Origin of the sequence: Acinetobacter sp. S54 (assembly GCF_016624945.1) — a bacterium.
Taxonomy (GTDB): Bacteria; Pseudomonadota; Gammaproteobacteria; order Pseudomonadales; family Moraxellaceae; genus Acinetobacter.
The window spans coordinates 21,653-33,512 of the sequence record NZ_JACVUI010000013.1; the positions used below are offsets into that span (position 1 = coordinate 21,653).

Below are 11,860 nucleotides of genomic sequence, written 5' to 3' on the forward strand. Positions count from 1 at the left end.
TTTTGTGTTTAATTTGATCTCGGTTAGGATGAAATTATTGTATTTCATCCTAATTTTGACCTATGAACATAGTTGAACACGCTACTTTTTCTCACAATGATGTCGAGATTCATTCACGCGAATACGTGTTCCGTGGGTTTATGCAGGTTGAAAAAGTCAGCCTGCGACATCGCATGTTTAATCAAAATAATTATATTCCTGAAATACAAAGAGAACTCATCCAGCGCAAGACAGCCGCAGGGGTTCTGCTTTATAATGATGCACAACAACGATTTGCTTTGATCGAACAGTTTCGAGTGGGTGCAATGGATGATCCAGATTCTCCGTGGCAACTTGAAATTATTGCAGGTGTTTTAGATGGTGATGAATCGCCTGAGACCTGCATTCGCCGTGAAAGTCTGGAAGAGTCTGGCTGCCAAATTGATGAACTAGAACATCTGTTTAGCTTCTACCCATCAGCTGGCGCATGTTCTGAAGTCTTTCATCTTTATGCTGCACAGGCTGATTTGCCTAAACATGGTGGAGTACATGGTGTTGCAGATGAAGGAGAGAATATTCAATTGCATATTTTTAATTATTCTCAGTTAGAACTGCTTTTTAAGAATAGGCGCTTAAAAAATGCACCTGTAATTATGGCACTGCAATGGCTGAGTCAGAAAATTAAAATGACAAAAACCGCCAAGGGGTAATCCGTGAGTTTTCAGGTTGTGCCATCTTCATCTCAAGAATATGTTCTGATTCAAATCACGGACACGCACTTGCTCGAACAGCCTGAACAAGAGTTTGTTGGGATGAATCCTGAGCAAAGCTTTCATCAGGTCATGGCTCATATCCAAAAACACTATCCGCATGTCGATACGATTATTCATACTGGTGATCTGGCACAAGCGCCTAAAACTAAAACCTATCAACGTTACCTGCAATTTATGCAGCAGTTCGGGATACCTTTTTTTCAGACACCGGGAAATCATGATGATGAAAAATACTTCCCTTTCCACGAAGAACATCCCCAGCAACCGGTTCTAATTGAGCTAGGCAATTGGCGTATTATTTTACTTAATAGTGCCGTCAGCAATCGAGTCGACGGCTTTATATCGGCACAGCAACTTGAACAATTAGCGCATTTGCTTGAACAACATCAAGCTTATCCCACTATTTTGGCTTGTCACCATCACCCATTTGAAATGCATTCTAAATGGATCGATCAACATAAACTTAAAAACAGTCAAGCGATCTTTGAACTACTAGAACGCTTTAAACAGGTTAAAGCCATTTTGTATGGTCATGTTCACCAAAATTCGAGTAATTTTTGGCAGCATGTTGAATGTCTATCTACGCCATCCACAAGTGTGCAATTTAAACCCTGTAGTGATCAATTTGCACTCGATGCAGTCGCACCTGGGTATCGAGTTCTCAAGCTTAAAATAAATGGTGAGTTTGAAACTCAAGTGCAACGTCTGGAACATATGACTCACCACATAAATACTGAAATATCAGGATACTAACTGTCTCTTTTTTGGGTTTTTCTTTATGCTCATCCTCCTTTAGAAAATCTTTGCAACGAAAAGCCGTCAAAGATGACTATCATCTTGCAAAAAAAATCTATATGATGACGACCCCGATCGAAAATACGCCGACGGGATGGAATAAAAAACACTTGCATACCACCATATTTTTTGCGTATAGATAGTACGTGTATGATGAGGAATGCCCTATATGGCGAATGACAACCAAAACCAGGTCTTGGACGAAAACACCGATGTTTTAGACGGTGATAAAACCGCAGTAAAACGTGCGCGTAAAGCAAAGCCAAAGGCTGCTGACGGGGGCACTACTGCAAGTTTATTTGGTATTGAGCCTTATCAGCCAAAGAAAAACGAAGAATATATGTCGGATGGCCAACTTGAGCACTTCCGTAAAATTCTACAGGCATGGAAAGCTGAATTGATGTCTGAAGTAGATCGCACCCTCAACACTATGCAGGATGAATCTACAGCTTTACCAGACGTAAATGATCGTGCGACACAGGAAGAAGAGTTTGCAATCGAACTGCGTACCCGTGACCGCGAACGTAAATTGATTCGTAAAATCGAGCAATCGCTAGAAGACATCAAATCAGGTGATTACGGTTACTGTGAAACCTGCGGTATTGAAATTGGCTTGCGTCGTCTAGAAGCACGTCCAACTGCAACTCAATGTATTGACTGCAAAACACTTGCTGAAATCAAAGAGAAGCAAAACAACGGTTAATTGTGACTGTTAAGCACTTATCAGCCAAGAATTGCTTGGCTGTTACGCAGCAGCGAAGCGATGTTTCGCTGTCTCGTTATTCAGGTCGTTTTGCGCCCTCTCCTACAGGCCCATTGCATTTTGGCTCACTAATTACTGCTGTCGCCAGTTATTGTGATGCAAAATCACAACAGGGAAGCTGGCGGGTTCGTATCGAAGATACTGATATTCCTCGCATCTATCCAGACAGTGAAGCGCATATTTTAAATAGCATTGCTGCATTTGGTTTTGAAGTAGATGATGAAATCATTTTCCAACGTCAACGTTTATCTATTTATGAAGATGTAATTGAAGAACTCAGACAAAAACATCTGGTTTATGCCTGCCAATGCACCCGAAAAATGCTGGGCTCCAATGCTATTTATCAAGGAACTTGTCGTAATCTCGATCTAGACTTTAAAGGTCAAGCAATTCGGGTAAAAGTCAGCAATGAACTTATTTGCTTTGAAGACCGTTTACAGGGCCAACATTGTAGTCACCTCCAGCAAGATTTAGGTGATTTTGTTCTAAAACGTCGTGATGGCATTATCAATTATCAGCTTGCGGTTGTGGTAGACGACTATTTGCAAGGCATTACGCATGTAGTACGTGGTTCAGATTTACTCGATAATACTGAGCGTCAAATTTGGTTAGGCCATTTGCTTGGCTATCCGCCTTTAAGTTATATGCATTTGCCTTTAGCAATGAACGCAAATGGTCAAAAGCTTTCCAAACAAAATCTGGCACACGCATTGGATTTAAAACAAGCCCCACTGTTATTGGCCAATGCACTCACTGCGTTACATCAAACTTCCGTTGAACTTGATCTACCACAGAACATGTTAAAACAAGCAATTGCCCAATGGGATATCAATAAAATTCCACATCAAACCGAATTAAACGGCTCTTTTTTCTAATCAATAAAAAACCCAGGGTTTTCATCTGGGTTGATTCATATCGATCTTAGATGTTTAGAAATTTGATTCTTCTCGATCTGGGTTAACTTCTTGAGTAGAAGAGTCAATCTTAAGCACTAAACTAATCATGGCGGCGCACATCATTAACGATGTTCCTCCATAACTAATAAAAGGTAAGGTTAAACCTTTGGTCGGCATCAAACCCATGTTCATGCCTGCATTTACCAGAATTTGAAGCAGAAAAATAATACTAATGCCGTAAGCCAGATAGCCTGCACGCAAAAAGTTATGTTTTAAAGCACGATGACCGATCTTGATACAACACGCCAACATACCAAAAGACAAAATCAAAACTAAAGAAATTCCAACAAAACCAAATTCCTCACCCAACACAGCCAGCATGAAGTCGGTGTGTGCTTCAGGTAAATACGAAAGTTTTTGTACACTATGGCCAAGACCGGTTCCAAACCATTCACCACGCCCAAAAGCCATCAATGCATTAGAAAGCTGATAACCCGTTCCCAATGGATCTGCCCATGGATTAGTGAATGATAAGGCCCGTGCCATTCGATAAGGTTCAAATACAATCAGGAAACCAATACCCATGAGCACTGCACCCAGCATAATCGCAAACTGGGTTGGCGGCGCACCTGCCAAAAAGAAAATTCCGACCATCATGAGAACAATCACTACGGTCGCCCCTAAATCAGGCTCGGCAATAATCAATCCCACAGTAATCGCCATAACACCACTTAGACGTAATAAACCTTTCCAGTGTGTACGAACTTCTTTGGCACGACGTACCACATAATCTGCGGTAAAAATCGCCATCATCACTTTCGCTACTTCGGTCGGCTGCAAGGTAAATCCTGCCAGTCGAATCCAGCGCTTAGAACCATTTACCTCTGCACCAATGACCAGTACAGCTAGTAACAGTACAATGGTAATTAGCCATAAAGGAAAGGTATTTCTAAACCAAAGATTCAACGGAACTTTGTACACCAGATAGGCGATCACAGCCGCACTGGCAATCGAAATCGCATGACGCACCACATAGTGAAATGGATTTTCATGCATATATTCAGCATAAGGCATGGAAGCTGAGGCCACCATGACCGAACCAATACACAGCAAACAAACCACACAGAAAATTAGCAGATTTCTTGCCGTCATTTCAGCAGGGAACTTGGGTATCCAGCGCTCATAGAGCTGGTTAATTTTTGTTATAGTTGTCTGAGCAAAGCCAGCCATCGCATATTCCTTATTTTTTGTTCTGATTAAACCAGTGCATTAACACAAGCAACAAACTGATGCCCGCGATCTGGATAGCCTTTAAACATATCAAAACTCGCACATGCTGGAGATAATAATACCACGTCATGTTCAGTGGTTTTTTCCTGAGCGAGTTCGACCGCCTGTTTCAAGCTTTGTGCGTGGATCAGTTCTGTAGCCCCTTGCAAAGCAGTATCCAGTATCGGCGCATCTTCACCAATCAGGATTGCGGCTTTGACATATTTAGCAACTGAATCTTTAAGTAAACTGAAATCCTGACCTTTACCCTGCCCACCTAAAATCACCACGACCTTAGCGTGTTGTGGCTCAATTGCTGCGCCTAAGCCATCAATCGCGGCTAGCGTAGCACCTACATTTGTACCTTTGGAATCATTATAATAACGCACTCCATGCACGGTTTTGACATATTCGCAACGATGTTCCAGCCCCTTAAATTGTTTTAAAGTCTCTAACATTGAATCTCGTGGCAAACCAAGGGCTTCGCCTAACGCCAGACAAGCCAAAGCATTAGCAACATTATGTGTGCCTTGAATATAAAGCTCTGAACTTTTGATTAAGCGTTCACGACCTCGTGCTAACCACAAAGTTCCATTGTCTTCACGCAAAATACCATACTGATTGAGATCAGGTGCACTTAAGCCAAAACTTTGCATCGGTGTTTGATCAGGAACCAATGGTCGGGTCAAACTATCATCACGGTTATAAACGACTTTTTTTACACCCTGAAAAATACGATGCTTGGCTTTATGATAACCAAACATATCGCCATGACGATCCAAATGATCTTCACTCATATTCAACACAACGGCTACGGCTGCATTCAGATTAGATGTAGTTTCAAGCTGAAAACTGGATAATTCCAATACAATTAATTCAGGCTGATCTTTCAGTAAATCCAAGGCAGGACGACCTAAATTTCCCCCAACAGCGACTTTTCGACCAGCATCTTGTGCCATTTGTCCAATCAATGTCGTTACAGTACTTTTTGCATTTGAACCCGTAATTGCAACAATCGGTACATCCGTAGCACGGCGAAGCAGTTGAATATCACTGACAACGGGAATCCCTTTATCAATAGCTTGTTGAATCTCGGAAAGTTGTGGAGCTAATCCCGGACTGAGGATGATTTCTTCAGCTTGTAAAAGCAAATCCTGATCCAATTGACCAAAACTTGTTTTGACATCTGATGGAATCTGGTCACAGCCCGGAGGAGTTTCACGTGAATCAGTTACCGCAACCCGATAACCCTGTTCATGTAGAAAATTCACAGCAGAAACACCTGAAACTCCAAGTCCTGCCACGACTTTTAAACCACCCCGTTGTATTAGCATATTTGCCCCGCATTTTACTGCCTGAATCGAATGGCAAAATGTTAGCACTTTCGGGTTTTGAATACTTTTTCTGTTTGCACCTTATTCATCGTTTTTTGTGTCAGCGCGTAAAAAAGCCATCAAATTGATGGCTTTTTAGACAAAACAACTAAAATAAATTTAATGCCATTTTACCGGTTTTACTTCATTATTTTTTGCTGTCGGTTTGTCATCTACTGAACAGCCACAGCCTCCTGCACAACCCACTGACATTTTTGGTTTTAGCCATTTTGCCAATGCTCGCCAGCCCTGCCGTTCGCAAAAGGCCGACAAGGCAACAAATGTCGCATTGGCAGTTTTTGGAAATACTTTTTTGAATACAACTACGGCACTCCAAATTACTAACACCGCAATAATCAAATATTCAATCATTTCAGCCTCCTTAAGCTTTTAAGAGCTTAAACGAAAATACGGGATGCTAACTGATACGTGAAGAACGACATTAAATACGCTAATCCAAACAGATATGCCGTCATAACCGCTACACTTTTCCATGAACCCGTTTCACGACGTACAGTTGCAAGCGTTGCTAAACAGTGAGGTGCATAAATAAACCAAACCAGTAAAGACAAACCTGTTGCCAATGACCAACCTGTATCAGGCGCACTGATTAGCTGAGTCAGGCTTTGCGCTACCGCATCATCTCCACCTGTCGCAGACAGCGCATAAACTGTTCCTAATGCCGCAACCACGACTTCACGTGCCGCCATCGCTGGAATTAGAGCGATACAGATTTGCCAACTAAAGCCTATCGGAGCGAAAATTGGTTGAATCAGATGGCCCAACATTCCTGCAAAACTGTAGTCAATGTCTGGTAGAGTTGCACCTTCTGGCGGTTGTGGAAAAGTACACAAGAACCATAACAACACTGATAACGCGAAAATAATACCACCAACACGTTTCAGGAAAATCTTGGCTCGATCCAGCAAGCCAATACCCACACTCTTAAAGTTTGGGAAACGATAACTTGGTAATTCCATCAGTAAAGCATGCTGTGACTTGTCTTTCTGTAGGAATTTCATCACAAAAGAAACCACCAATGCACTCAAGATTCCCGCCATATAGAGACCAAACAATACCAGCCCCTGCAGGTTAAAAATGCCCCACACCGTCTGACTTGGAATAAATGCTCCAATCAATAAGGCATAAACAGGCAACCGTGCCGAACAAGTCATCAGTGGCGCAACCATAATTGTGGTAAACCGATCACGCGGATCACTAATACTACGTGTCGCCATAATGCCAGGAATAGCGCAGGCAAAACTTGATAAGAGTGGAATAAAAGCTCGTCCACTTAAGCCGGCTTTAAACATAAGTTTATCCAGCAAGAAAGCAGCACGAGGCAAATATCCAGACTCTTCCAACACCAGAATAAAAAAGAACAGAATTAGAATTTGCGGCAAGAACACTGCAACCGCGCCTGCCCCTGCAATAATTCCATCTACCACCAGACTATGTAGTAAGGGCTGTGAAATAAAGCCCCCTAATGCTTCACCCAACCAACCAAAGAAAGTTTCGATACCATCCATAAATGGTGCAGCCCAAGCAAATACAGCTTGAAATACCACAAACATTAAAATGGCAAGACTGAGTAAACCAAGTACAGGATGTAAAAAGATTTTGTCCAGAAAATCTGAACGTTTATCTTCTTGTTCAACATAATGTACAACATCATTCAAAATGGTTTCAATTTTCTGATGATGACTGCCTTTTAGTCCGCTTAACTCGGTGTGCGGTACACTAAATTTATTCTGATCCAGTGCAATTTTGAGCGTTTCAACTCCAGCATTTCGTACAGCAACGGTTTCAACTACAGGGACACCTAAACGCTCAGAGAGTTTTTGGGCATTGACCTGAATCCCGCGACGACGTGCTTCGTCCATCATGTTCAGTACGACTAGCACTGGACGACCAAGTTCCAAAACTTCAAGCACCAAACCCAAATGAAGTTTTAGGTTAGTTGCATCGACTACACATAAAAATGCGTCCTGTTGTTCTTCACCCTCGATTTTACCCAAGCAGACATCACGGGTAATGGCTTCATCAGGACTGGTGGCATTTAAACTATAAGTTCCAGGCAAATCAAGTACACGTACTGATCTTTTAGAAGGCAACTCAAAGAAACCAACTTTGCGCTCAACCGTCACTCCTGCGTAGTTGGCCACTTTTTGACGAGTGCCTGTCAACTGGTTGAATAAAGAAGTCTTACCACAGTTCGGATTTCCAACAAGGGCTATACGAAGAGCTTCACTCATGCTGGAACTCCATCGTTCTGGCTAATTTCAATTTTTTCGGCTTCAATTTTACGCAGCGCAAAGCGCGTAAAACCCAACTGAACGAGAATAGGATCCCCTCCAAATACGCCTTTGGTAATGACTTCAACTTTCTCACCGGGAACAAAACCGAGGGTTTCCAAGCGACTTGCGACAAGGTCTTGCTGATCTGCATTGCCATCTACGGTACGATTGACCTTGGTGATGATGGCAGTTTGCTTAACTTTTAACTGTGATAAACGCACCGCATCTGATCCTGAACTCTTTTATATAGTATAACGTCAAATGAGAATAATTAACAAATAAGGAAGAATTACAATTCTCATCACCTAACTGGTCTCGACAGCTCCTTGATTTTCACCTAAAGTGCTGATCATGCAAGAGATAAAAAAAATGACCATCACCAAGAAACCACGTATTCCTGCGGCCGTACACATCCCTGAACAATTTAGTTTTTTACAAGGTTTTCGTGATTATCTGGTGGCTCAGAGTGTGAGCCCACATACCCGTAATGCGTATTTGAGTGATTTAATCCAATGTGGCGATTTATCTGCTGTTAATTTGACCGACTGGTCAAGTAATGACGTTTCGGATGTCATGATTGAATTGACTAAGCTCGGTAAAAGCCCGCGTTCTATTGCACGTTGTCTGTCTGCCTTACGTCAATTTTATAAATTTATGCGCGAACAAAAGCTTAGAACCGATAACCCCATGGCAAATCATAAAAGCCCAAAACTTGGGCGAGCTTTACCGAAAGATTTATCCGAACAAGATGTAGAGGCCCTGCTTAATGCACCAGATACCCGCGCTGCATTGGGTTTACGTGACCGTGCCATGCTAGAAGTTTTGTATGCTTGTGGTTTACGTGTATCTGAGTTACTTAATCTACGACTGGATTTAATTAATTTAAAACAGGGTTATTTACGCATTACAGGTAAAGGCAATAAAGAGCGTTTAGTTCCGATGGGACAGTTTGCGACAGATTGGATTGAGCGTTATCTGGAACAATCTCGTCCTGATTTATATAAAAGTAGTACCGACTATCTATTTCTTACTCAACATGGCGGAATTATGAGTCGACAAAACTTTTGGTATGCCATTAAGCGCTATGCGTTACAGGCTAATATTCAAGCAGATTTATCACCTCATACCCTACGCCATGCCTTTGCTACACATTTACTCAATCATGGTGCCGACCTACGTGTAGTACAAATGTTGCTAGGGCACAGTGATTTATCTACCACTCAAATCTATACTCATGTAGCACAAGTTCGTATGCAACAATTACATGCCCAGCATCACCCACGTGGCTAGACAATAACCAAAATAATGTGATCAACTCTACAAAAATACTGATTATTTTTTACAGTTCATCTTGAATAACACACATAGCCCATTCTTTTTTTTGTTATTCTTAGCCCTTTCCACATAGAATTTTAATTAAGGGTTGTCTATGTTGTTTACCCGATCTCATCTTTTTTTAGCATGTACTGTGGCAACGAGTCTCGCCCTTTCCGCCTGCTCAAAAGAAAACTCAGCACAAAAACAAGATACATTAACGGCCAGTGCGCCTGCGACTGGGGAAGCATCTACCCTAACTGAACGAAATGCCCAGCAGCGTTTAGCAATCACCCTACAACAACAGTTTCAAAAGTCCAATATCAATGCCAAAGTAATAGATATTAAACCAACTGAAGTTCCAAATTTATATTGGGTGAATCTGGAAGGCATGAGTTCGGTCTATGCCACTAGCGATGGCAAATATATCATTCAGGGTGAAGTGATCCGTTTGGGCGATAAAGAACTGACGAATGTCGGTGATGCCCTGCAATCGGCAGAAAATAAAAAGTTATTTGCTGCCCTTAAAACGGAAGATTTGATTGTATACCCTGCAAGCAAGGGTAAAGCTAAACATGTGATTTATGTATTTACTGACTCAAGTTGTCCGTATTGTCATAAATTACATGAACATATCAGTGAAATTACCAGCAAAGGCATTGAAGTCCGTTATATCGCTTGGCCACGTGGTGAACAGTTTATGCCGACGATGCAGGCAATCTGGTGTAGTGAAGACCGTAAAGCCGCATTTGACCAATCTGTTCAAGGTTTACCGGTACAGGCACCCCAATGTAAAAATCCCGTTCATGAACAATATCAACTTGGTCTAAATATTGGAGTCAATGGAACACCTGCAATATATAATAGTGAAGGTCAATATCTAGGTGGATATCTCACTCCTGATGAGTTAGTAAAACGACTGGAAAAATAAATATTTCGCTCCATCCTCATAATTTATAAAAATTTGACACTAGGCGAAGATAAAGCACACTTCGCCCTAGAGTCTGACGCTTTTTTTAGCTATGATCTAATCTTGTTTACTTTTTAACGCATGTATGGAGTGTGACGTGAAACCAGTTCGTCTGGCAATACTCGGTCTTGGAACCGTTGGTGGTGGAGCCCTTAAACTATTACAAGAAAACGCTGCTGAAATTAAACGTCGCACCGGTCGTGAAATTCAAATTACCTACGTTGGTACCCGCCGTCTCCGTCCTGATCTTGAGTTAGAAGGCATTAAACAAAGTGCCGACCTACTGGAAATCGTGCGTCAGCCTGATGTCGATATTGTGGTTGAAGTAATGGGTGGCATCCACCCTGCATATGAAGTGATTATGGAAGCCATCAAACATGGCAAACAAGTGGTTACTGCCAATAAAGCACTTCTAGCTGAGCATGGCAACGAGCTCTTTAAAGCTGCTGAAGATAACGCGGTTCAAATCGCTTATGAAGCAGCAGTTGCAGGTGGGATTCCAATTATTAAAGTCATTCGTGAAGGTTTGGCAGCCAATCGAATTGAATGGCTTGCAGGCATTATCAATGGCACAGGCAACTTTATCCTCACCGAAATGCGCGATAAAGGTCGTACCTTTATTGATGTCCTAAAAGAAGCACAGGAATTAGGCTATGCTGAAGCAGATCCTACCTTTGATGTAGAAGGCATTGATGCCGCACACAAACTGACGATTTTGGCCTCTTGCGCATTTGGTATTCCTCTACAGTTTGACAAAGTCTATACCGAAGGAATTAGTAAAATTACCGCTCAGGATGTTAAATACGCAGAAGAACTTGGCTTCCGTATCAAACATCTGGGCATTGCACGTCGTGCTGAACACGGCATTGAGCTTCGTGTCCATCCAACGCTTATTCCCGAAGAAGAATTGATTGCAAATGTGAATGGAGTCAAAAATGCAGTGCTGGTACAGGCACATGCAGTTGGCCCAACATTGTATTATGGTGCGGGTGCGGGTGCGGGTCCAACCGCTTCTGCTGTAGTGGCAGATATCGTCGATATCGTACGTGACATTTCCTATACTGAAGATGGCGCAGGAACAATTCCTCAACTCGCGTTTGAAGCATTAACCGACTTACCTATTTTGAAACGCGAAGAAATGACAACAGGTTACTATCTGCGTGTCGATGCCGAAGACCAGACAGGTGTACTTGCAGATATCACTACAATTCTGAGCCGTGCAGGAATCAGTATTGATGCCATCATGCAACAATCTCGTTTGAAAGACTTAATTCCGATCGTAATCTTAACTGATCCAGTGGTGGAGTCAAAAATGGACGAAGCCATTGCTAAAATTCAGGCTTTGCCTGCAATTCGTGGCGAAATCGTACGAATTCGTTTAGAATCGCTGGATAGTTAATCGGGTGGAGAGGGTTACTGCCCTCTCGCCAG

Annotated in this window: 12 protein-coding genes; 7 read left to right on the forward strand and 5 right to left on the reverse strand. The window is 42.2% G+C overall.

Going from position 1 to position 11,860, the window contains the following annotated elements; genetic code table 11:
- Positions 1 to 62 precede the first annotated feature (62 nt).
- From IAE20_RS14175 to gluQRS, 4 genes are all read left to right on the forward strand, one after another.
- Positions 63 to 689: an NUDIX domain-containing protein gene (locus IAE20_RS14175; protein ID WP_200482607.1), complete on the forward strand. Its 627-nt coding sequence runs from the start codon at positions 63 to 65 to the stop codon at positions 687 to 689.
- Between the two features lie 3 nt (positions 690 to 692).
- Positions 693 to 1,505, forward strand: a complete 813-nt coding sequence (gene cpdA, locus IAE20_RS14180; protein ID WP_200461462.1) for a 3',5'-cyclic-AMP phosphodiesterase — start codon at positions 693 to 695, stop codon at positions 1,503 to 1,505.
- A gap of 211 nt (positions 1,506 to 1,716) precedes the next feature.
- Positions 1,717 to 2,250, forward strand: a complete 534-nt coding sequence (gene dksA, locus IAE20_RS14185) for an RNA polymerase-binding protein DksA (RefSeq protein ID WP_200461461.1) — start codon at positions 1,717 to 1,719, stop codon at positions 2,248 to 2,250.
- Positions 2,251 to 2,252: 2 nt separating this feature from the next.
- Entirely contained in the window at positions 2,253 to 3,185 is a 933-nt protein-coding gene (gene gluQRS / locus IAE20_RS14190) for a tRNA glutamyl-Q(34) synthetase GluQRS (RefSeq protein ID WP_200482606.1), read from the forward strand.
- Between the two features lie 54 nt (positions 3,186 to 3,239).
- Here gluQRS and ftsW read toward each other — a convergent pair whose 3' ends face one another.
- The 5 genes from ftsW to IAE20_RS14215 all read right to left on the reverse strand — a co-directional run bounded on the left by ftsW (position 3,240) and on the right by IAE20_RS14215 (position 8,366).
- Complete coding sequence (gene ftsW, locus IAE20_RS14195) at positions 3,240 to 4,436, reverse strand: putative lipid II flippase FtsW (protein ID WP_200461459.1); 1,197 nt, start codon at positions 4,434 to 4,436, stop codon at positions 3,240 to 3,242.
- 26 nt (positions 4,437 to 4,462) lie between these two features.
- Positions 4,463 to 5,809, reverse strand: a complete 1,347-nt coding sequence (gene murD / locus IAE20_RS14200; protein WP_200461458.1) for a UDP-N-acetylmuramoyl-L-alanine--D-glutamate ligase — start codon at positions 5,807 to 5,809, stop codon at positions 4,463 to 4,465.
- A gap of 159 nt (positions 5,810 to 5,968) precedes the next feature.
- Positions 5,969 to 6,220, reverse strand: coding sequence for a DUF6587 family protein (locus IAE20_RS14205; RefSeq protein ID WP_200482605.1), 252 nt, complete (start codon positions 6,218 to 6,220; stop codon positions 5,969 to 5,971).
- 26 nt (positions 6,221 to 6,246) lie between these two features.
- Positions 6,247 to 8,103, reverse strand: a complete 1,857-nt coding sequence (gene feoB, locus IAE20_RS14210; protein ID WP_200482604.1) for a ferrous iron transporter B — start codon at positions 8,101 to 8,103, stop codon at positions 6,247 to 6,249.
- Positions 8,100 to 8,366: a FeoA family protein gene (locus IAE20_RS14215; protein WP_120370626.1), complete on the reverse strand. Its 267-nt coding sequence runs from the start codon at positions 8,364 to 8,366 to the stop codon at positions 8,100 to 8,102. The genes feoB and IAE20_RS14215 overlap by 4 nt, the downstream gene beginning before the upstream one ends.
- Positions 8,367 to 8,514: 148 nt before the next feature.
- Here IAE20_RS14215 and xerD point away from each other — a divergent pair, with 148 nt between their 5' ends.
- The 3 genes from xerD to IAE20_RS14230 all read left to right on the forward strand — a co-directional run bounded on the left by xerD (position 8,515) and on the right by IAE20_RS14230 (position 11,828).
- Positions 8,515 to 9,435, forward strand: coding sequence for a site-specific tyrosine recombinase XerD (gene xerD, locus IAE20_RS14220; RefSeq protein WP_200461485.1), 921 nt, complete (start codon positions 8,515 to 8,517; stop codon positions 9,433 to 9,435).
- A gap of 139 nt (positions 9,436 to 9,574) precedes the next feature.
- Positions 9,575 to 10,390: a DsbC family protein gene (locus tag IAE20_RS14225; RefSeq protein WP_200482603.1), complete on the forward strand. Its 816-nt coding sequence runs from the start codon at positions 9,575 to 9,577 to the stop codon at positions 10,388 to 10,390.
- Between the two features lie 136 nt (positions 10,391 to 10,526).
- Positions 10,527 to 11,828, forward strand: a complete 1,302-nt coding sequence (locus IAE20_RS14230) for a homoserine dehydrogenase (protein WP_200461454.1) — start codon at positions 10,527 to 10,529, stop codon at positions 11,826 to 11,828.
- The last annotated feature ends 32 nt before the right edge of the window (positions 11,829 to 11,860 follow it).

Bases quoted from the DNA above. Each gene is read 5' to 3' on its own strand.
- IAE20_RS14175 (WP_200482607.1), top strand. From the start codon at position 63: ATGAACATAGTTGAACACGCTACTTTTTCTCACAATGATGTCGAGATT.
- dksA (WP_200461461.1), top strand. From the start codon at position 1,717: ATGGCGAATGACAACCAAAACCAGGTCTTGGACGAAAACACCGATGTT.
- ftsW (WP_200461459.1), bottom strand. From the start codon at position 4,436: ATGGCTGGCTTTGCTCAGACAACTATAACAAAAATTAACCAGCTCTAT.
- murD (WP_200461458.1), bottom strand. From the start codon at position 5,809: ATGCTAATACAACGGGGTGGTTTAAAAGTCGTGGCAGGACTTGGAGTT.
- IAE20_RS14205 (WP_200482605.1), bottom strand. From the start codon at position 6,220: ATGATTGAATATTTGATTATTGCGGTGTTAGTAATTTGGAGTGCCGTA.
- feoB (WP_200482604.1), bottom strand. From the start codon at position 8,103: ATGAGTGAAGCTCTTCGTATAGCCCTTGTTGGAAATCCGAACTGTGGT.
- xerD (WP_200461485.1), top strand. From the start codon at position 8,515: ATGACCATCACCAAGAAACCACGTATTCCTGCGGCCGTACACATCCCT.
- IAE20_RS14225 (WP_200482603.1), top strand. From the start codon at position 9,575: ATGTTGTTTACCCGATCTCATCTTTTTTTAGCATGTACTGTGGCAACG.